This window comes from Halomicronema sp. CCY15110, from assembly GCF_016888165.1.
Taxonomy (GTDB): domain Bacteria; phylum Cyanobacteriota; class Cyanobacteriia; order Phormidesmidales; family Phormidesmidaceae; genus Halomicronema.
Genome location: NZ_JACSWC010000418.1, coordinates 18982 through 38225 on the forward strand (window position 1 = coordinate 18982; position 19244 = coordinate 38225).

19 protein-coding genes are annotated in these 19244 nt (G+C 56.2%); 7 read left to right on the plus strand and 12 right to left on the minus strand.

The features are described from left to right. Nucleotides 1-34: 34 nt before the first annotated feature. On the minus strand, nt 35-706 hold the full coding sequence (ntcA, locus tag JUK32_RS21935) for a global nitrogen regulator NtcA (RefSeq protein ID WP_204141006.1): 672 nt from the start codon (nt 704-706) through the stop codon (nt 35-37). Between the two features lie 505 nt (nt 707-1211). Here ntcA and thrC point away from each other — a divergent pair. From thrC to JUK32_RS21950, 3 genes are all read left to right on the plus strand, one after another. Then, nucleotides 1212-2534 (plus strand): threonine synthase, encoded by a 1323-nt coding sequence (gene thrC / locus JUK32_RS21940; protein WP_204141007.1) that lies wholly within the window; start codon nt 1212-1214, stop codon nt 2532-2534. A 167-nt stretch (nt 2535-2701) separates the two neighbouring features. After that, nucleotides 2702-2977: a MoaD/ThiS family protein gene (locus tag JUK32_RS21945; RefSeq protein WP_204141008.1), complete on the plus strand. Its 276-nt coding sequence runs from the start codon at nt 2702-2704 to the stop codon at nt 2975-2977. A 175-nt stretch (nt 2978-3152) separates the two neighbouring features. Next, nucleotides 3153-3758 carry a flavodoxin family protein gene (locus JUK32_RS21950; RefSeq protein WP_204141009.1) on the plus strand — a complete coding sequence of 202 codons (606 nt, stop codon included), beginning with the start codon at nt 3153-3155 and terminating at the stop codon, nt 3756-3758. A 35-nt stretch (nt 3759-3793) separates the two neighbouring features. On the opposite strand, the gene JUK32_RS21955 is transcribed toward JUK32_RS21950, so the two are convergent. The 5 genes from JUK32_RS21955 to JUK32_RS21975 form a co-directional block, all read right to left on the minus strand. Continuing rightward, nucleotides 3794-4393 (minus strand): nucleoside triphosphate pyrophosphatase, encoded by a 600-nt coding sequence (locus JUK32_RS21955; protein WP_204141010.1) that lies wholly within the window; start codon nt 4391-4393, stop codon nt 3794-3796. Nucleotides 4394-4570: 177 nt separating this feature from the next. Continuing rightward, nucleotides 4571-5110 carry a photosystem II reaction center PsbP gene (psbP, locus tag JUK32_RS21960; RefSeq protein ID WP_204141011.1) on the minus strand — a complete coding sequence of 180 codons (540 nt, stop codon included), beginning with the start codon at nt 5108-5110 and terminating at the stop codon, nt 4571-4573. 170 nt (nt 5111-5280) lie between these two features. After that, nucleotides 5281-6039: a class I SAM-dependent methyltransferase gene (locus tag JUK32_RS21965; RefSeq protein WP_239112944.1), complete on the minus strand. Its 759-nt coding sequence runs from the start codon at nt 6037-6039 to the stop codon at nt 5281-5283. 140 nt (nt 6040-6179) lie between these two features. Next, on the minus strand, nt 6180-7373 hold the full coding sequence (locus tag JUK32_RS21970; RefSeq protein ID WP_239112945.1) for a response regulator: 1194 nt from the start codon (nt 7371-7373) through the stop codon (nt 6180-6182). A 97-nt stretch (nt 7374-7470) separates the two neighbouring features. Continuing rightward, on the minus strand, nt 7471-9675 hold the full coding sequence (locus JUK32_RS21975; RefSeq protein ID WP_204141012.1) for an ATP-binding protein: 2205 nt from the start codon (nt 9673-9675) through the stop codon (nt 7471-7473). Nucleotides 9676-10143: 468 nt separating this feature from the next. Here JUK32_RS21975 and JUK32_RS21980 point away from each other — a divergent pair, with 468 nt between their 5' ends. Then, nucleotides 10144-11427, plus strand: a complete 1284-nt coding sequence (locus JUK32_RS21980; RefSeq protein WP_375541599.1) for an aspartate aminotransferase family protein — start codon at nt 10144-10146, stop codon at nt 11425-11427. An 80-nt stretch (nt 11428-11507) separates the two neighbouring features. On the opposite strand, the gene JUK32_RS21985 is transcribed toward JUK32_RS21980, so the two are convergent. Both JUK32_RS21985 and JUK32_RS21990 read right to left on the minus strand, forming a co-directional pair. Beyond that, the gene (locus JUK32_RS21985; RefSeq protein ID WP_204141013.1) at nt 11508-11870 is read right to left on the minus strand and encodes a DUF1818 family protein; all 363 of its coding nucleotides are present in this window, start codon (nt 11868-11870) and stop codon (nt 11508-11510) included. Between the two features lie 6 nt (nt 11871-11876). After that, nucleotides 11877-12107 (minus strand): DNA-directed RNA polymerase subunit omega, encoded by a 231-nt coding sequence (locus JUK32_RS21990; protein ID WP_204141014.1) that lies wholly within the window; start codon nt 12105-12107, stop codon nt 11877-11879. A 309-nt stretch (nt 12108-12416) separates the two neighbouring features. On the opposite strand from JUK32_RS21990, the gene JUK32_RS21995 reads away from it, so the two are divergent. After that, the gene (locus tag JUK32_RS21995; RefSeq protein WP_204141015.1) at nt 12417-13514 is read left to right on the plus strand and encodes a hypothetical protein; all 1098 of its coding nucleotides are present in this window, start codon (nt 12417-12419) and stop codon (nt 13512-13514) included. Nucleotides 13515-13554: 40 nt separating this feature from the next. Here JUK32_RS21995 and JUK32_RS22000 read toward each other — a convergent pair whose 3' ends face one another. From JUK32_RS22000 to JUK32_RS22010, 3 genes are all read right to left on the minus strand, one after another. Next, a complete protein-coding gene (locus tag JUK32_RS22000; protein ID WP_204141016.1) occupies nt 13555-13854 on the minus strand; it encodes a hypothetical protein in 300 nt (99 codons plus the stop codon). Between the two features lie 173 nt (nt 13855-14027). Continuing rightward, nucleotides 14028-15284, minus strand: coding sequence for a gephyrin-like molybdotransferase Glp (gene glp, locus JUK32_RS22005; protein WP_204141017.1), 1257 nt, complete (start codon nt 15282-15284; stop codon nt 14028-14030). 83 nt (nt 15285-15367) lie between these two features. After that, nucleotides 15368-15556 (minus strand): hypothetical protein, encoded by a 189-nt coding sequence (locus tag JUK32_RS22010; RefSeq protein ID WP_204141018.1) that lies wholly within the window; start codon nt 15554-15556, stop codon nt 15368-15370. Between the two features lie 226 nt (nt 15557-15782). Between JUK32_RS22010 and JUK32_RS22015 the strand changes: the two genes are divergently transcribed. Together JUK32_RS22015 and JUK32_RS22020 are read left to right on the plus strand one after the other, a co-directional pair. Further along, entirely contained in the window at nt 15783-17159 is a 1377-nt protein-coding gene (locus JUK32_RS22015) for an aminopeptidase P family protein (RefSeq protein WP_204141019.1), read from the plus strand. Nucleotides 17160-17241: 82 nt separating this feature from the next. Then, nucleotides 17242-18891, plus strand: coding sequence for a Ppx/GppA phosphatase family protein (locus tag JUK32_RS22020; RefSeq protein ID WP_204141020.1), 1650 nt, complete (start codon nt 17242-17244; stop codon nt 18889-18891). An 84-nt stretch (nt 18892-18975) separates the two neighbouring features. On the opposite strand, the gene JUK32_RS28120 is transcribed toward JUK32_RS22020, so the two are convergent. Next, on the minus strand, nt 18976-19200 hold the full coding sequence (locus JUK32_RS28120) for a transposase (protein ID WP_255538341.1): 225 nt from the start codon (nt 19198-19200) through the stop codon (nt 18976-18978). Nucleotides 19201-19244: the final 44 nt, after the last annotated feature.

Genomic DNA, 19244 nt, shown 5'->3' on the forward strand with positions numbered 1-19244 from the left:
CGATTCATGACCACTCTACTGCACAGCTTTCCGATTACGTGAACTGCTGACTGAGATTCACCGGGTCGTGCACGGTAATCTTCTTTTTGTGGATAGCAATCATGCCTTCTTGGCGAAGATCGCCCAGTAGGCGAGTCACTGTGACCCGGGTGGAGCCGATCGCTTCAGCGATCGCCTGGTGTGACAATTTCAGATCAATCGTGATGCCATCGGAGCTAGGCATCCCAAAGTCCCGACACAAAATCAGCAAAAAGCTAACGAGCCGAGAGCCCATATCGCGATGGGCCAGAGTTTCGATCATCATCTCGGTTTGCAAAATCCGCGATGACAATCCTTTCAGCATCACCATCGCCAGCTCTGGATTTTCGGTCAGCGCTGGCTGCACCTGATCAATCGGCAAAGACAGCAACTCTACCGGCGTAAAGGCCACCGCGTGGTAAAAGCGATCAGAGCGCTCACCTGTGATCAGTGACAGAACCCCAAAGACGCTGTTTTCTCGCAGCAGCGCCACGGTAATTTCTTCGCCAATTTCATAGACTCGCGAAAGCTTGACCGCCCCTTTCATCAAAAAATAGACGCGCTCGGCGGGGTCGCCGGGAAAAAAGATTGTCTTGCCGCGCTCATAGGTTTCAATGACCGGGGGAAAAGCTCCACCCGCCAGTTGGCGAAACGCATTGGCTAAGGGCTTGTCCTGCGCTGCTATCATCTTGAGTCCACTTTTGTCTGCTGGAACCAAACATTACGATAGCCACATCTTACTGAAACTCACGGAAACGCCCACCGATGGAGGCACGTTTTGTGGTTATTGGGCCTTTAAGAAATGCAAACCGTAATGCATTAACCGACTATTAATGCGACTTATGAGAAGACGTTTTGTATCCAACGATACTCGGGACGAACAAAGCCGGAGAAAATCTGAGGGAATCTGCCTGTAGGGCGCGATCGCGGCTCTGAATTCCTCCATTTTTCGTAACAAAGATATCAATTTCCTCTCGAAGGGTGATCGATCCAAGACGGCGATCGCCCCCCGACTCAATGCCCACAAGCACTACCAGCAGACGGATTGAGCATCCGCAATTAATCCCGACAAAAATAGTCGGGTATATTTGACCCGTGTTTTTTGACCGTGATACTATTCGCGAAGTTCAGTTAAAACAGCTCTGTTGTTGCTACTGCACTAATGTCCATCCCGCGAGAGAGCACAGAAAACTATGACCCAGGCCATTGAGCAGCCCAAAACCCTATCAACCGCCGCTTCCTTGGGCCCGACTTTTTCGGCGTTGCGCTGCCGTGAATGTGGCGAAACCTATGACCTTGGCGCGAAGCACGTTTGCGAAGATGTTTGCTTTGGCCCCTTAGAAGTGGTGTACGACTACGACCTGATCCGTCAGCGGGTGAGTCGTGCCAGCATTGAAGCGGGGCCAAAGTCGATTTGGCGCTACAAAGAGTTTTTGCCTGTGGCCTCGGATAATCCCATTGATGTCGGGACCGGCATGACCCCTCTACTCAAGGCGGATCGCCTCGCTCGACGCTTGGGGCTGAAGTCTCTCTACATCAAAAACGATGCGGTCAATATGCCCACCTTAAGTTTTAAGGACCGTGTCGTGTCGATCGCTCTTAGTCGCGCTCGCGAACTCGGCTTCACCACCGTTTCTTGTGCCAGCACGGGTAATCTGGCGAACTCCACCGCCGCGATCGCGGCTCATGCCGGACTCGACTGTTGCGTCTTCATCCCGTCTGATTTGGAAGCGGGCAAAGTACTGGGCACGCTGATTTACAATCCCACCGTGATGGCGGTGAAGGGCAACTACGACCAGGTCAACCGCCTATGCTCTGAAGTGGCGAATACTCAGGGTTGGGGCTTCGTGAACATTAACCTCCGCCCCTACTACTCCGAAGGTTCCAAAACCCTGGGCTATGAGGTAGCTGAGCAACTGGGTTGGCAACTGCCCGACCACATTGTCGCCCCGTTGGCCTCGGGCTCTCTGTTCACCAAGATCTACAAGGGCTTCCAAGAGTTCGTGAAGACGGGCTTGGTGGAGGCCAAGGATGTCCGCTTTAGCGGTGCCCAGGCCGAAGGCTGCTCCCCGATTTCCCAAGCTTTTAAAGAGGGGCGAGATTTCGTCACTCCCGTGAAGCCCAACACGATTGCCAAGTCCATCGCGATTGGTAATCCCGCTGATGGTATCTACGCCCTCGACATTGCCCGCAAGACCAACGGCAATATTGAAGATGTGACCGATGCCGAAATCATTGATGGCATCAAGCTCTTGGCGGAAACCGAAGGCATCTTTACCGAGACGGCTGGCGGTACTACGATCGCCGTGCTTCAGAAATTGGTCGAAGCCGGGAAAATCAACCCCGACGAAACGACGGTGGCCTATATCACTGGTAATGGCTTGAAGACTCAGGAAGCCGTGCAGGGATACATTGGTGAGCCGTTGACCATCGAGCCGAAGCTCGAAAGTTTTGAGCGGGCCTTAGAGCGGGCTCGCACCCTGGAGCGTTTGGACTGGCAACAAACCTCCGTTTAACAGCGTTTTCTTTGAGTTTTCTGGAAGCTTTTCCGTGAAAACTCACTCTCGCGTAGTCGCAGCCTGCCTTTGTTGACACAAACAAGGGTAGGCTGTTTTATCGGACGACTTTTAGGTGAGCGATCGCCTAACCCTACAATTTTTGACCTTTTGATTTTTGACTAGCTATGGCCATCAAAGTTCTGATTCCCACTCCCCTGCAAAAATTCACCAATAACGAAGCGACGGTCGAGTGCGACGCCGCCAACATTGGTGGTTTGATGGATACCCTGGATTCCCACTTTCCCGGTATCAAAGCTCGCCTCTGCGACGACCAAGGTGAACTGCGCCGCTTTGTGAATTTCTACGTCAACAGCGAAGACATCCGCTTTTTAGATGGCAAAGACACCGCCCTGAGCGACGGCGATGAAGTCAGCATTGTGCCTGCTGTTGCGGGAGGCTAGGCGATCGCTGCCTTATCTAAGAGCAATTGCTACGGTTTGTCTGCGATCGCGATCGCTCCCCAGACCCGAGATTCATAATGGAGGTGTAGAGATGTCAGCCTGAGTCTCTGCACCTTTTTGCGTTGTGGCGGCCATACCTTAGCTATGGCGCATCCCTGTCAGGAGGAACTTCATCATGACGGCAACCCATCGCATCATCGGCATTGTCGGCAGCTATCGCAAAGACGGCACCATCGATACCGCCGTGACCGCAGTTTTGGCGGCGGCGCAAGCCGCTGGCGCAGAGACCCACAAGATTTATTTGCAAGATCAGCACATCGAATTTTGCACCAACTGCCGTGCCTGTTTACAGCAGCCGGGACCACAGCGAGGCAAGTGTGTGTTGCATGACGACATGGCGGCCATTTTGGATCAACTGGATGCCGCCGATGGGTTGGTGTTGGGGGCTCCGGTCAACTTTGGCAATGTAAATGCGCTCACCCAGCGCTTTGTGGAACGCTGCGTCTGCTATGGCTACTGGCCTTGGGGACAAAAAGCACCGTCGGCACGTCAGTCCCAGATGACGAAACGGGCGGTGCTGGTGTCTTCGAGTGCTGCCCCCGGATTTTTGGCCCGCTGGCTCACCAGCGTGACCAAGACGCTGCAGCAACTGGCGACGCTACTCGGGGCGAAACCCATTGGCACACTGTGGATTGGCATGATCGATCCCCAAGCTGCGCAGTTGTCGCCGCGCGTGCAACGGCGAGCCCAAAAACTGGGCCAGCGCCTCGCCACGACATAACCTTAGGAATCATGGTGAACATGGCGGGCGATCGCTCAACTCGCGGACCAAAAATCAGTGATGTCGTATCCCAGTTCGTGGATGAGCTCTCGCAGCAGCGGCATACTCAAGCCCAGGACGTTGGTGTGGCAACCGTCAATCTTTTCAATAAAGCAACTCCCTTTGCCATCGATGGCAAAGGCTCCGGCACAGCCTAGCGGTTCCCCCGTCGCCACATAATCGGCAATTTGGCGATCGCTCACGTTGGCAAAGTAGACCTGGGTGACACGACAGCGTACCAGTGATTTTTGCTGCACGGTATCGATCAGGGCATGGCCCGTGTACAGGTCCCCCATACTGCCGCGCATGGCATGCAGGCGCGCGATCGCATCCGCCGGACTGTCCGGTTTGCCATAAATTTGGCCGTTAAACACCAGCACCGAATCACACCCCAACACCAAGGCCCGCTTAAACTGCGACGCGACTAGCTGCGCTTTGCTCTGGGCCAGCGTGTTCACCAACCGCGCTGGCTCCGTAATTTGCACTTGATCTTCATCAAAGTTGCTGGGGCAGGTGTAGACCGAGATGCCAGCAGTAGTCAGCAACTTGCGGCGCGCCGATGACGCGGATGCCAGTACAAACTGCAAGTCTTCCATAAATGAATCTGCCGTATAAGTAGGTAGGCACAACTATTTCGCAGACAGGTTTCGACTCCGCTCAACCCTCAATTTCTTTCCTAGCAAGCAATATTGCTCATTGAGGAGAGTCGAAATCAGCCGCCAGGTTACCGTTTAATGGGACCCAGTTACCTAGAAGGTCAGAACCGCTGTCAACTAATCTACCGAGAATGAGGCAACGGACTGCTTCATCAAGTCTGCCATCTTTTCCCAACGGCTTTCAATGGTCGAGGCGTTGTAGGTAAAGAGCTTGCCCCGCCGCACCACCACACTGGCCAAGTTATGGCGAATACCGGAGGGGAGATCGGCGATGTATTCGAGAATGTAGTAAGGCTCACCGTCGCGATCGATCTCGATCGCATTCGCCAGTTCCACTTCCCGGTCTTCACCGGCCATGGCGTTCAGACTTTTGGAAAGCTTGTAGCCAACTTCCGTCGGGGTGCCCAAATCTTTGAGAGTTTGGCCTTCGGGCACGTCACTGATCACCACGCTGATATTTTCGGTTTCATTCACAATGTCGTGAAACACCACATCGGCGTTACCCGAAACTTTGACCTCAGTCCAGCCAGCGGGATAGAGGAACCGATAACCGTCGTAGGTATCGGTATAGGACTGCAAGCCCGCGCCCGCGCTGACACAGCCCTGTAGGACTAGGGCCGTCACTACTAGAAGTAACGCTGTGAGTCGTTTCAGCATAAGTCTTTCTCAATACGTGCGATCGCCAAACCCTATCTTCTCATTTCATGGAAGGAATATTGAAGTAAAACTCGAATTACTGGGGAACGAACAATGGACAATTGGCGGCTCAATCGGTGACTGAACTCAGTAGTTTAGCGGGAGGTGATGAAGCTATTTGATGAACCAGATTAGGCCGTGGGCGATGGGGCCGCAGCCGGTTTCGTAAAGAACAGCAAGTGCTGCTGTGGCAGCGATTCCTCCGTCTTCAACCATTCGAAACCCACGGTGGCTAACTCGCGTTTCACTTGCGCCTCGCTCATCTTGTGCAGGCGCTTAATCATGACCAACGGATTTTCGGCCCGATATTCTGCCAGCACGACTTGCCCGCCGGGTCGCAGCGCTATCCACAGGTGCTCCAGCATTTCACGGGGATACTCAAATTCATGATAAGCATCGACCATCAGCGCTAGGTCAATGCTCTCCGGGGGCAACTGTGGGTCGGCAGTGGTGCCCAGCACGGGCTTGACGACGGTGAGGGTCTCTTCCGTAATGCGCTGATTGAGCAAATCAATCATCTCGGGCTGCACATCGACCGCCAAGACTTTACCGCTCGGAACGGCTTGGGCCAGCCGTTGGGCCATGTAGCCACTGCCAGCGCCAATATCCGCCACGATCGCATCCAGGTCGAGGTCTAATAAATCCACCACCCGTTGAGGATGTTCTTGCAGTTCACGACTAGGCCGCTCTAGCCAATAGGCTCCTTCATAACCCATCACCTGGGCAATTTCTCGCCCCATGTAGACTTTCCCGATGCCGTCTTGGCTAGGTTGTTTGTATCGATAAGCCGTACTGCTATCGATGAATTGATTGGCCTGACAGGCCCACAGGGTCAGACAGCAACAGCACAGCACCACCCAGCGGAAACTCATTTGCAAGCGGCAGTTCATGACAATGTTCTGGGGCTGAGGATGACTCTTTCAGCTTAGTGGTTAACTTGGCAGAAAGCAGCAGGCAGCAGCGATGTCAGGAACCACATTTGAGCGTCGCATAATATCGGGGCAAACACAGCGGCGGACTCGCAAAGCATCTAGGTGGGAGCTGGCTGGGTCATGGCGTCGGGGGCGCGATCGCTCTCGCCGCCGACGAATTCGTAAATGTTGAGCGCTTGGGTTTTGCCCCGGGGGGTGACCAAATCTAACCAGCGAAATTGAAAGTCATGATCGGCAGGCAACTGCTGAATGACTGTCTCGCTGGCGATCGCGGCGCATTGATAGGTTTTAGTGAGATGTTCGAGGCGTGAGGCTGTATTCACGACATCGCCCACCACCGTCGTATCCATCCGTTGATTTGCGCCGACGGTGCCGATGAGGCCCTGGCCCGAGTGCAGCCCAATGCCAATCCGAATCGGCTCAGGCAAACTAAATTTATGGCGATCGCCATTGAACTGTTCCAGAGCCTGGCAGATTTGCGCCGTCGCCCGAACGGCGTCCAGGGCATGATGCTGATCGCGATCGAACACCGCCATCACCGCATCCCCGAGATATTTATCGACAAAACCTTGATGCTTCATTACCGCCTGGTTAATGCTCTCAAAAAAGACATTTAGCCAGGCAAAGGTGGCTCGGGCGGTCTGGGTTTCGGCGATCGCCGTAAACTCGCGAATGTCACAAAACAAGATGGTCATGTCGGACTCAATGGCATTCCCCACTTGCAGCGACTCCAGCCCGCGCGGCGCGACCCGCGTGAGAAACTGCCGGGGCACAAAGGAGTAGAACTTTTCCGCCAACGCTTCGCTGATTTTCCAGGCCGCCGTCATTTGCCGCTGGTGCTGCACTTGGATCTGCGCCATTTTTTCCGTCTGGGCCGACAACTGCGTCTGATAGGCCTCATCTCGCAACTGCTTGAGCCGCAACGTACGGCTGATTTTTTTGAGCACCAAATCGAGCTCAATGGGCTTCGTCAAATAATCATCGCCCATGACGTCAATGCTTTTGAGGTAAGCATCGTCATCACTGAGCGCGGTGAGAAAAATGATCGGCAGAGTGGCGGTGTGAGGATTTTGGCGAATTTGCTCACACACCTCAAACCCATCCATCTCGGGCATCATGATGTCGAGTAGCACTAGGTGCGGCGGCGCGGCCGCGATCGCCGCTAGCGCCGCCGCCCCCGAAGTGGCCTCTTGCACCTGGTAGCCTTCCGCCTCTAAAACTTCGGCCATGAGATATAAATTTTGCGGATCGTCATCCACCAACAAAATCGAAGCAGACGATGTCACGGTCATGGGAACACATGGTCAAAGGGTTGTCGGTCGGGTAGATACAGCCCTAGGTTGCCCAGCCTGTCATTAAAGACACTGGCGTCATGGGCCTCAGCCCTCATCAGGCGCTGGCCGTTGCTTGAGTCAACTGTCGCGTCTTTTGCATCAGCAAGTCGAAGTCGATGGGCTTAGTAATGTAATCGTCGGCCCCGGCGGCCAGGCAGCGATCGCGATCGCCCGGCATCGCCATCGCCGTCACCGCCATAATGGGCACTCCCTGCCACAGCGGATGCTGCCGCAGTGCCTGGATCAGCGTTAATCCGTCCACCCCAGGGAGTTGTACATCCATCAGAATGAGGCCGGGCAAAGACTTGCCGGTCACCAGTTCCGAAGTCATGGTCGCCATCATGGCGTGACCATCGCTCACCAAATCAACCGTAAAGCCCTCCATTTCTAACACTTCAGTAATCAGGGCTTGGTTGTAGGGTTGGTCTTCGACCACCAACACTGACTGCCCGTTAAACGCTTTACCGTCGGACGTTTTGTCTGACGAAGCCGGCTGATCGACGGTGGGCTCAGCGGCGGCAGGGGCAACGTCGCGCATTTCATGCAAGGGCAACCAAATACAAAAAGTGCTGCCAACTTCAGTATCGGTCTTGAGTGAAACAGTGCCGCCGTGCATCTCGGCCAAGCGCTTGGTTAAAGCCAAGCCCAGACCCGTCCCTTCGTGACGTCGCGTGAGTGACGAATCAATTTGCTGAAACGGACGAAACAGCAGGGCCCGCTTTTCTGGGGAAATGCCAATACCCGTATCTTCCACCGCAATGCAGAGATAGGGGGTACTGACATTAACCGTGCTGTCATCGGGGCGAAAGTCCTCTAGTAATTGGCTGCCATAGGCGAGCACGACAGACAAACGTACTTTGCCTTGTTCCGGCGTGAACTTGATGGCGTTGGACAACAAGTTGATGATGATCTGCCGCACCCGTCGCGCATCCAGATTGACCCGATCAATGCGGTAGTCCAATTCCAGTGACAGTAGGAGGCGCTTGCGATCGGCGCGCGGCTGCACCATGCTCAAGCACTCGCGACAGAGATTCTGCACCGAGACGTTTTCCAGGTCGAGCTCAAACTTGCCCGATTCAATCTTGGACAAATCCAGAATGTCATTGATCAGATTCAGCAAATGTTGGCCGCTCCGGCGAATGGCTTTCGTGTGACCAGCTCTGCGGGTGTCGTCCGCCGGCAACTGTTTGAGCATCAGTTCCGAAAAGCCGAGAATACTGTTGAGAGGCGTCCGCAACTCGTGGGACATCGACGCTAAAAACTCGGATTTCAGCCGTGAGGCCTGCTCTAAATCGCGGTTGATGCGTTGCAGGCGCTCCTGGGACTGGGCACGTTCGATCGCCGCTCCTAAAGTGCGACAGGCCGCCAATAGCATGTCTTGCTGGGGGGCTTCTTGCAGCTTTTGCAGGGTGCGCGACTCTAGCGTCACGACGCCGATAATACTGCCATCCGCCGATGGAATGGGAAAGATCCCCAATTGGCCAATGCCGGGATGCCGGAAGCCTGGGACTGATTTGGGATGTGCCGCATAATTGCCGACAAACATGGGTTTGCCCGTGTCCACAACGTCCCACAAGAGTCCTTCACCATGTTTCACTCCTTGTTGCAGCACAGCCTCCATTTCGGCGATCGCCGGCTTGCCGTAGGTCGCGATAAACTGCCCCGAAACTTGATTGATCAACGCCCCCGCAACGCGATCTTTACCCTGACCACTCACCACTTTGACATCGCCAAAAGCAGCCCCCATGGCTTCCACTAAATAGTTCAGGGCAAACTTGCCAATTTCTTCAAGATTGTCGGAGGTTTGCAACTTTTCCGTCAGACCCAGCAAAAACCGCAGTCGATGCACCTCCCCCGCTAACTGGAGTTGAGACTGCCGTTCGCTCGTCAAATCGCGCAGGATAAATAGCTGCCCCTGATTTGAGGTGTTAGTGACTAGCAGTTCCAAGTACGTTTGATTGGCCTGCTGTAGTGGTAGCGCTTGGTTTTGCAGGGTGGGATCTTCGCAGTGGGCCATCACCTGATCGCGCTGCTCGGCTGACCAAAATGACTTCGCGACCAACCGCTCTAAAATTTCTGCCAGCCGGGGGCGCTGACCGAGCCAATCCGCCGACAGGCCACACATTTCCTGAAACTTGTCGTTAAACAGGGTTAACTGTCGCTCGGCATTAAATAGGGCGATCGCATCGCCCACCCGATTTAGAATCAGCGCCTGCTCATCGTCTTCAATTTCCCAAGTAGAACTATTAAATGTACGCATTTTTATGATTTGTATGACGCAAGCTGGCGATGTTAAAAAGGTGACCTGTGTGAGCGCACTGATGTTAAAAGCGGCGATCTGATAATCATTACTAGATGATGCTAGACCGCTTCTCTGCTGAATGCGGTGCAAGTGTGAGCGCTAATACGCGATTCCCTATTATTCTTGCGATCGCAGTACCGATCAGGAATAATGTGCCGCTGGCAATTCCAGCGATCAGGATTCCATTTTTAATATGACTGACCCGGTCAGCAGCAGCATCCGTCAAGAGATACACGCTGACCTCGTCACGATCCGCTGCCAGTCGGAAAGATGACTGATGTGGATTAGCTAGTTTCTGACCAGAGAAAATCCAGTCGCTCGTGTGCCCTGGCGAACGGCGGCTAAGTTATCATAATCACTTACGTAAAGGCGATCGCCCCCAATTCACCTGAGGCGATTTCCCCGCTTGACGTTGAGGCATGTGCAGTGAGCTTAGCCACAAAAGTTCGGAACTCTCTTAAAGCATTGACATCACCCGCTCGGGTGAGCGATCGCGCGTTTGATGCGGTCACCTTTGACAGTGCTGTGATGCACACCTATGGGCGCTTTCCGCTCGCGTTGGAGCGCGGTCAGGGCAGCCGCGTCTGGGATACCGATGGCCGTGAGTACCTAGACTTTGTAGCGGGCATTGCCACCTGCACGCTGGGGCACGGTCACCCCGTGATGGTGGAGGCGGTGACGCAGCAAATCCAGAAGCTGCACCACGTTTCCAATCTTTACTACATTCCCGAACAGGGAAAACTAGCCCACTGGCTCACCCAGCATTCCTGTGCCGATAAAGCGTTTTTCTGCAATTCCGGCGCAGAAGCGAACGAAGCGGCCATTAAATTGGCGCGTAAGTATGCCCACGTCAAGAGAAATATTGAAAACCCCGTCATCCTGACCGCCAACGCGAGTTTCCATGGCCGCACCCTGGCGACGGTGACCGCGACCGGGCAGCCGAAATATCAAAAGAACTTCAGCCCATTGGTGCCAGGGTTTCACTACGTGCCCTACAACGACTTTGCGGCGCTGCAAGCAGCAGTGGCAGAGTTGGATAGCGATCGCCCCCAAGTGGCCGCGATTTTGCTGGAACCGCTCCAGGGAGAAGGCGGCGTGAATCCGGGCGATCGCGACTATTTTCAGCAAATTCGGCAGCTCTGTGATGACACCGGCATTTTGCTGATTTTGGATGAAGTGCAGGTCGGCGTGGGCCGCACCGGCCAGCTCTGGGGCTACGAAAATCTGGGCATTGAACCCGATATTTTTACCTCGGCTAAGGGCTTGGGCGGGGGCATTCCCATCGGCGCGATGTTGTGCAAAGCCCACTGCGATGTGTTTGAACCGGGCGACCACGCGAGTACCTTTGGGGGCAATCCCTTTGTGTGCGGGGTGGCGTTAGCGGTGTGTCAAGCGCTGATGCGCGAGCGCCTACTCGAAAATGTCCAGGCTCGCGGCGCAGAGCTCCGCGCGGGACTGCAGGCGATCGCCCAGGCGTATCCCCAGCTATTTTCCGGGGCGCGCGGGTGGGGCCTGATCAACGGTCTCGTCCTCCAGCCGGAAGCCTCGGTAAAATCCATCGACATTGTAAAAGCGGCGATGGCTCAGGGCTTATTGGTCGTGCCAGCGGGACCTGGGGTGGTGCGGTTGGTGCCGCCGCTCGTGGTGACCGCTAACGAAGTGCAACTCGCGCTCTCCCGTCTGAAGCAGGCGATCAATGACGTCAATTGACTCTGATTGATCGAACTCGGTTGACTGACATTCGATGCGGCAGTTCACTTTCGCCCGTTTCAATGGTGCCTTTGCGCCGACTAAAACAGGGTCACCGTCGGAATGGCTTGCATTAGTTCAGCGGTGGCTGTCGCGTCCCAGCCGCCCTCGGCTCGCCGCCCTTCACAGAGAATGAAGCGTAAGTCAAAGACGGTGGGCAAACCCTCCACTGCTAGCCAAATGCGGGAGGTTTCTTGTTCACAAGTGATGCGTTCTTCGTCCATTAACTCAGGGGCCAGCGATCGCACCGTGTCAGCTAGTTGTAGCGCTAACCGACAAAAATCAGTGAATTCGGCTGCGGTCAATTCGACCGCCCAGCGATCGCCCCCGACTAAGCCTTTAAAAACGCTGGCGTCTGGGTCATACCCCAAACGCCAGCCAGTCCCCTCTTTCAGATGACGCACGACCGCTTATTCGCCGATAATTTCCGGCTGAGTCAGCTCGTCCGACATTTCAAAAATGGCCCGCAGCACCGGCTTCATCCGGGGGTCGTCGTAAGACTCAAACTCTTCAAAACGGCGACGTTGTGCCCGGTTCGCCACCTGCACAGTAATGCGATATCGATTCGAAGCGGCGTTGATCAAATCTTCTTGCCGCCGCATCAACTGCTGATTATCAAAGGGAGAAGTATTTCTGAGCATAGAGCCTGCTTTAAGCGTTTGAATACCTAAGTATATCAAAGCATTTGAAAGTAATCGTATTGCGGCATCGACCCAGCGGCCCTGACCACAGCAATGCCCAGAGGGGTACCCCGATGTGAGACGGATGGCCCAGGGCAAACGATATGTCTGGCCGGGGAACTGTAACCTCGCGCCGCTGCATGTTGACCCTGGGCAGAGAGGTGCAAGGGGCGCGATCGCAGTTATCTAGACCGACAAGTTGACCGATGTCGCCGATGGAATCAGCGATTTTACGCGACAATAGCACCAGCTTGGTCATAAGGAACCCCCATGCCTGAGGAAACCAACTCGCCAGAAAATCCGACGCCCCCTGAGGAACCGACCGAACTTGCTGAGGCGGAATGGTCCGACGATAGTGCCTATGAGGCTCTGGAAGAGCATCCTGGGACGGCGGACGCAACAGGCACTCAGGCCCACGGCGATGAGAACAATGACGCAGCGCTGGCCTCAGAAGTCTCCCGGGCAACCGCTGACACCACCACTGCGACCACCACGGCAGCAGAAACAACGGAGGCAGAGTGGTCCGATGACAGTGCCTATGAGTCTCTAGAATCGGCCCCGACAGCCGCCGCCCCCGCCAATGATGCAGCGACAACAGAGGAGTGGGATGAAGCCACCTTTGAATGGGACGAGGAACTGTCAGAGACTCCGGCGGCACCGCCCGCACCACCCACGACACAGGATGCCTTGAGCTGGCTAAAACCGGCTGGGCGACGATTTCGGCGGGTATGGCAACGACTGCTAACGGGGGTAAGGAACCGGGTGCCGACGGTGGCCGATTTTCCCGACGCTGTACTTAGCGCCATAATTATCGGCACGTTAGTGTTGCTACTGATTGTGTTGAATACTGTGCGTCAGCCTGCGGTTGCGAGCTCGCCGACGCACCCATCGGCTGCGCTCGAGAAGACCGCAAGTCCTACTGTGGGCTTGCCCAATTCCGGTGCCGTTGAAGATGAGCCAGGGCCAGCAGCACCAGATGCGCCATCGATGCCCAGCGAGCCCGCCCCCGTTATTGTGGATGGCGATCGCATTGCCAAAATTCAGTCACAGTTGACGGATAGTTCAATTTTGAATGCCCAACGGGTTGTGGACTCGGTGCAAGCTGATTTTCAGCGCAATCAACTGACCTTGATCTTGAACGGCGACTGGTATCGTCTGTCGGACTACGACCAAACGCAATTGACCCAAGCGCTGATGCAGCAGTCTCAGGATCTCGAATTTGAGGAAATCCAATGTTTGACTCCAGCAGGTGAATTGCTGGCGCGATCGCCTGTGGTCGGCAGCAACATGGTGATCTTGCAACGAGAACGCCCGCCGGAGGTGCCCGAGCCCGAGCGTCCCCGGTTTCGCATTCTGGTCGATCGCTAATAGCGGCGACCATTCGGGATAGTCGGATCTGTACCTGCGGTTATTCGGCGGATTCCTGGGCTGGGATAGGCGTCGGCTCGATCATGTTCAGGCGATTCATCCCCCACACCAAGCCCACCGCTAGCAGCCCACCAATGGCAAACCCCGCCAGCAGCAGCCCCACAATAAAGTTGCCGAGCCAGCGCTTGTCTGACTCTAGTCGCGATCGCCCCGCTTCCGAGAGCTGAAAATTGGGGTCTTCCTGATGCCAGACCGTGGGCTTGCCCTGAAACTCCGCCTGGATGTCGTTGGCGTCAGGCAGCGGCTCTTGGTTGGAATGATGAAAAGGAGGCTGTTGCATAGAACCGATGGACAGAGGAATGAGTTGCGCGATCGCATCTTGCTTTCATTGTGAAAACGGATGGGCGACGAGAGCCAGGACAGTTGAGAAACTTATTGTTGCCCTACCCGATGCGTGGTCCGTTATCGGTCAGCACGCTACCGGAGACGGCCACTTCAGGCAGGTCAGGCACCTCATCCACTCGGCCATGCAGCCCCGACCCACAGCACCCGCACCAGCGAGCCCGCCGCGATCGCAGTCGCGCCAATGGGCACCACCGCTAAAGCTTGGGTACCGGCCAGATTGATCAAATTGCCAGAACTGTGACTGCCTGGCGCCAGGCTAAACTCCAGCCCTGACGGCGTTGTGTGTAACTGGCCCCAGAGATAGGTTTCACGTTTGCCGCCCGCTTTGAGGTCTTGCCGCGATCGCGCCAGCAAAAACGGCGCAGCCCAATTACCGCCTCGGCCCGACAGTTTGCGAATAGCCGGAGCCACGAACCGCCAAAAACTCACCAGGGCGGAAACCGGATTGCCCGGCAGGCCGAAATAGAGTTGTGGGGCTGAGGCCCCTTTGATCGTGGCGACGGTCAGGGGTTTGCCCGGTTTCACCGCCACTGAACGGATATGCAGGGTTGCCCCCAAGTCGCCCAAAATCTGATCGACGTAGTCATAATCGCCCACTGATACGCCCCCCGACGAGAGCACCATGTCGGCCTCCGCGATCGCTTGGCTGATGGCCGTTTTAAGCGCCGCTGGATCATCGGGCACAATGCCCAAGCAGACTGGGATAGCGCCCATCTGTCGCACTAAAGCGGCCAGCGCATACTGATTAGAATCGACAATCTGCCCCGGTTGTAGCTCGTCTTCTGGAGCAACCAACTCGTTACCCGTGGAGAGAATAGCAATGCGCGGTTGGCGATAGACTTCCACCTGAGATCGCTGCACCGCCGCCAAAATCGCCACTTCCGTCGCCGTGACGACGCTACCGACCGAGAGCACCCGGCCCCCCGCTCGCTGATAGCTGCCCCGCTCGCGGACAAAGGCACGGGGCCGACTCGTCGCCAAAATTTGGACGCGATCGCCCCGGCGTTCCGTTTCCTCTTGCATGATGACGGTGTCGGCTCCGGGCGGCATCATCGCCCCGGTGAATATTCGCGCCGCTTGCCCTGCGGCCACTGATTGCTGTGGCGGTTGCCCCGCCGGGATGTCTTCGATTACTGCCAATTCAATGGGCTGGGTCGCACTGGCTTGCGCAATATCGTCGTAGCGCACCGCGTAGCCATCCATCGCCGAGTTGTCCCAATGGGGAAAGTCAGTGGGGCTGACAACCGATGCCGATAAGACCCGTCCTGCGGCCTCGGGCAGCGAGACCGTCTCAACATCCCGCCGCGAGTCTAGCGGCATGACCAATTCTAAAATTTGAGCTTCGGCAGTATCAGCAGGAATCATACAACCCTAAGGAATTGCGCCGTCGTCATCCTAACAAGGGGTGGCAACGGCGTCTGAGTCGATGGGGACACATCGCCAAATGGCTACGAGACCTGAGCGTAGGGCACCGCCAATTGGGTTAGTCGTACACACAATTGAGCGTGGGTGGGCCACTCGGGCTGGCGAATCCAGGCGCGATCGCTGGCACAGGCCATCACCACAAAGTCGGGCAAATGATCCGGCTGCTGCTTTAACCGCACCGTACCTCCGGGACGCACAACCAACGACGGCATAGCCCACCTCGATGGAAAGTCACGACGCTATTCTATCACGCTGGACAGTATTCTTGTACTACCAAGCGAGGCAGCTCTTGACTTTTTCTACCGTTCTACAAAAGTCGTAACAATGATGCGGGGGCTGTCCTCAGCGGTAAATGGTGTCGGCATACGGGTGTTAATCTCGGATCGATCTTTTACGCTGACATTAGAGCTGCCACACATTCAACAAAGTACGGGTTTTATGACTGCGATCGCGCCTCCCCCCACCTTGGCTGATACCCTGCGGAGCCGCCGGGAGCGGCTAGCCCAACTCATCCACTTTCCGGCGGTGTTGTGGTCGGGACAATCCAGTCCCCGCAACTTTCCCGCCAATGTCTATCCATTTCGCACAAGCAGTCACTTCCTCTACTTTGCCGGACTGCCGTTGATGAATGCTGCCATCCGGCTAGACGGAACGCGGCTGACTTTGTTTATGGATGAGTCCACCCCGGCGGCGGCCTTGTGGCATGGCCCCACCCCCACCCGCGCCGACATTGCGACCAAAATCGGGGCCGATGCGGCGTATCCCCTCAGCGAGCTGAACGAGTATTTGACGGGAGTAGCGACCGTCGCGGTGCAAGACTCCACCACCGCTGCCGCCCAACTCACCGGGCGTGGCGTTGTGAATCCCGCCCAGGATCGGGCCTTGGCCGAGGCGATTGTGCAGTTGCGGCTCACCCACGATGGGGCGGCGATCGCGGAAATGCGGCGCGCGGCGCAGGTCTCTGTCCAAGCTCATCGGGCAGGCATGGCCGCCACCCAAGCGGGAAACTCCGAAGCCACTGTCCGCGCCGCGATGGAAGCGGTGATCATGGCCCAGGGCATGACGACCGCCTACAACAGCATCGTCACGGTGCATGGCGAGGTCTTGCACAACGAGCATTATCACCACGCCTTGCAGCCGGGGGATTTGCTGTTGGCGGATGTGGGCGCAGAAGCCGCGACGGGTTGGGCCTCAGATATCACCCGCACGTGGCCGGTGACGGGGACGTTTTCGCCGACGCAGCGCGATGTGTATGACCTGGTGCTGGCGGCTCACGATGCCTGCATTGACGCGGCAAAACCCGGCGTGGAATATCGCGATCTACATCTACTAGCGAGTCGAGTCCTCGCAGCGGGATTGGTCGATCTGGGCATCTTGCGGGGTGATCCCGATTCATTGGTCGAGCAGGATGCCCACGCCCTCTTTTTTCCCCACGGTATCGGGCACCTGCTCGGGCTTGACGTGCATGACATGGAAGATTTGGGCGATTTGGCGGGCTATGCGCCTGGTCGTACGCGCAGCGATCGCTTCGGCCTCGCCTTCCTCCGGCTGGATCGACCGTTGCAAGCGGGCATGGTGGTCACCATCGAGCCGGGACTTTATCAAGTACCGGGCATTTTGCAAGATCCGCAAACCCGCGATCGCTTCGCCGCCGTGGTGAACTGGGAACGCTTGACCGAGTTTCGCGATGTGCGCGGCATCCGCATCGAAGATGATGTGCTGATTACCCCCACTGGCAGCGACGTATTAACCGCCGCTCTCCCTAATCGCGCCCCCGACATCGAAGCCATGGTTACCCCTCATCTCGGGTTGTAAAGACTGGCATCAATGCGTGACGAGGGTTTGAGCTCATCGGGGTCTCCCCAGTAAGATGTAAGGCAATATACCGAACTTGATTATGGTTAACACCACTTCCGTTCCTTCCCGTACTAGCGCCCCTTACCCTTATCTGGAGCAAGACCCCAACCTCCAGCGCGATCGCATCCTGGCCGCAATTGACGTGGGCACCAACTCCATCCACATGGTGGTGGTCAAAATCAAAGCCTCACTCCCCGCGTTCACCATCATTGACCGCGAAAAGGAAACCGTGCGTCTGGGCGACTTTGCCGATAACGGCGATCTGTCAGACGAGGCCATGGAACGGGGGATTGAGGCGCTGAAGCGCTGCCGATCGCTGGCAGAAAGTTTACAAGCCGAAGACGTTGTAGCAGTAGCCACCAGCGCCGTTCGTGAGGCCAAAAACGGTCAAGCCTTTCTGGAACGAGTCCAACAAGAGGTGGGGCTCTCCATTAACCTGATTGCGGGTACCGAAGAAGCCCGTCGCATTTATCTGGGCGTCTTGTCCGGCATGGAATTTCACGACCAACCCCATGCTGTGATCGACATCGGGGGCGGTTCCACGGAACTCTTGCTGGGCACGGGCGGCCCCCATCGCTTTCTCAGCAGTACGAAGGTCGGAGCGGTGCGACTGACGGCGCGATTTGTCAGCACGGATCCCATCAGTGACGAAGAATTCACCTACCTCACCGCCTATGTGCGGGGGCGCATGGAGCCGGCGGTGGAGGATCTGAAACGCCACCTGCAACCCGATGAGGCCCTACACCTCGTGGGCACCTCAGGGACGATCGAATGTGTCGCCGCCCTGATTGCCCAAGATCGGCTGGGATTTGTGCCAGAACCGCTCAACGGCTTTCACTTCACGTTGGCAGAACTGCAAACCTGGACAAATAAGCTGCGGAAGCTCGATCTCGAAGCGCGGCTAGATTTGCCCGAGATGGCGGCCCGACGGGCAGAAATCATTTTGGCGGGAGCCGTCATTTTGCAAGAAGCGATGATCATGCTCGGCACTGAGAGCCTCACCATCTGCGAGCGAGCCTTGCGCGAAGGGGTCGTCGTGGACTGGATGCTCAGCCGGGGCTTAATCGAAGATCGGATGCAGTTTCAGCGATCGGTGCGGGAGCGCAGTGTGCGGGCCACCGCTGACAAATACCATGTCCCCCCGGCCCCCCGAGCGCGCGTGGCCGACTTTGTCCTCCGCTTGTTTGACGCGACCCGGGGGCACCTCCACAACTGGGGCAACGCCGAACGGGAACTGCTCTGGGCTGCCGCCATTCTGCACAATGCGGGGCATTACATCAGCCACTCTAGCCACCACAAACATTCCTACTATTTGATTCGCAATGGGGAGTTGCTGGGCTACACCGAAGCCGAAATTGAAGTCATTGCCAACGTGGCCCGCTATCACCGCAAGAGCCTGCCCAAAAAGAAGCACGACAACTATCGCAACCTGTCTGACAAGCAGGATCGCAACCTGGTGAATGAGCTGAGTGCCATGCTGCGGGTGGCCGTCGCCCTCGATCGCCGGGGCATTGGCGCGATCGCTTCGGTTCGATATGATTTCGACACGAAGGACAAGACACTGCATATCCACATTCAGCCGGCCTCATCCCACGACGATTGCGCCTCCGAGCTGTGGAATCTCGAAGATAAGAAGCCCTGGTTCGAAGAACTTTATGAGGTACAGCTAGTCGCTCACCTGAACGAGTGATGGGAACAGCGCTAAGGGAGCAACAGTAAGCGCTTCTGCGACCAGGGAAGCGTCGCGGATATAGCAATCCGCGGATAGATCCGTTTAGGCCATAAAGGCATGGTCGACGACCTGTCTAAACGGTTCGCCCGATTGAATCTGTTTCCGCATCCGGTTCTTCAAAACAAACCACTGATGTTCGATCGGGTTCAAATCCGGGGAGTAAGGCGGCGAATACAACAAATAGCACCCCGCTTGTTGTATTGAGGCTTCCGCGCCTCCGCCTTTGTGAAACGAGGCCTCACTGGTGCAGAAAAGTTTTGGGAGCAAAGTATCGGTAGTCTCATCGTGAGAAAGTCGTCACTTTCGAGAAC

Excerpts from the sequence above, each read along its gene's own strand:
- ntcA (WP_204141006.1), bottom strand. The coding sequence starts at position 706 with ATGATAGCAGCGCAGGACAAGCCCTTAGCCAATGCGTTTCGCCAACTG.
- thrC (WP_204141007.1), top strand. The coding sequence starts at position 1,212 with ATGACCCAGGCCATTGAGCAGCCCAAAACCCTATCAACCGCCGCTTCC.
- JUK32_RS21945 (WP_204141008.1), top strand. The coding sequence starts at position 2,702 with ATGGCCATCAAAGTTCTGATTCCCACTCCCCTGCAAAAATTCACCAAT.
- JUK32_RS21950 (WP_204141009.1), top strand. The coding sequence starts at position 3,153 with ATGACGGCAACCCATCGCATCATCGGCATTGTCGGCAGCTATCGCAAA.
- JUK32_RS21955 (WP_204141010.1), bottom strand. The coding sequence starts at position 4,393 with ATGGAAGACTTGCAGTTTGTACTGGCATCCGCGTCATCGGCGCGCCGC.
- psbP (WP_204141011.1), bottom strand. The coding sequence starts at position 5,110 with ATGCTGAAACGACTCACAGCGTTACTTCTAGTAGTGACGGCCCTAGTC.
- JUK32_RS21965 (WP_239112944.1), bottom strand. The coding sequence starts at position 6,039 with ATGAACTGCCGCTTGCAAATGAGTTTCCGCTGGGTGGTGCTGTGCTGT.
- JUK32_RS21970 (WP_239112945.1), bottom strand. The coding sequence starts at position 7,373 with ATGACCGTGACATCGTCTGCTTCGATTTTGTTGGTGGATGACGATCCG.
- JUK32_RS21975 (WP_204141012.1), bottom strand. The coding sequence starts at position 9,675 with ATGCGTACATTTAATAGTTCTACTTGGGAAATTGAAGACGATGAGCAG.
- JUK32_RS21990 (WP_204141014.1), bottom strand. The coding sequence starts at position 12,107 with ATGCTCAGAAATACTTCTCCCTTTGATAATCAGCAGTTGATGCGGCGG.
- JUK32_RS21995 (WP_204141015.1), top strand. The coding sequence starts at position 12,417 with ATGCCTGAGGAAACCAACTCGCCAGAAAATCCGACGCCCCCTGAGGAA.
- JUK32_RS22000 (WP_204141016.1), bottom strand. The coding sequence starts at position 13,854 with ATGCAACAGCCTCCTTTTCATCATTCCAACCAAGAGCCGCTGCCTGAC.
- glp (WP_204141017.1), bottom strand. The coding sequence starts at position 15,284 with ATGATTCCTGCTGATACTGCCGAAGCTCAAATTTTAGAATTGGTCATG.
- JUK32_RS22010 (WP_204141018.1), bottom strand. The coding sequence starts at position 15,556 with ATGCCGTCGTTGGTTGTGCGTCCCGGAGGTACGGTGCGGTTAAAGCAG.
- JUK32_RS22015 (WP_204141019.1), top strand. The coding sequence starts at position 15,783 with ATGACTGCGATCGCGCCTCCCCCCACCTTGGCTGATACCCTGCGGAGC.
- JUK32_RS22020 (WP_204141020.1), top strand. The coding sequence starts at position 17,242 with ATGGTTAACACCACTTCCGTTCCTTCCCGTACTAGCGCCCCTTACCCT.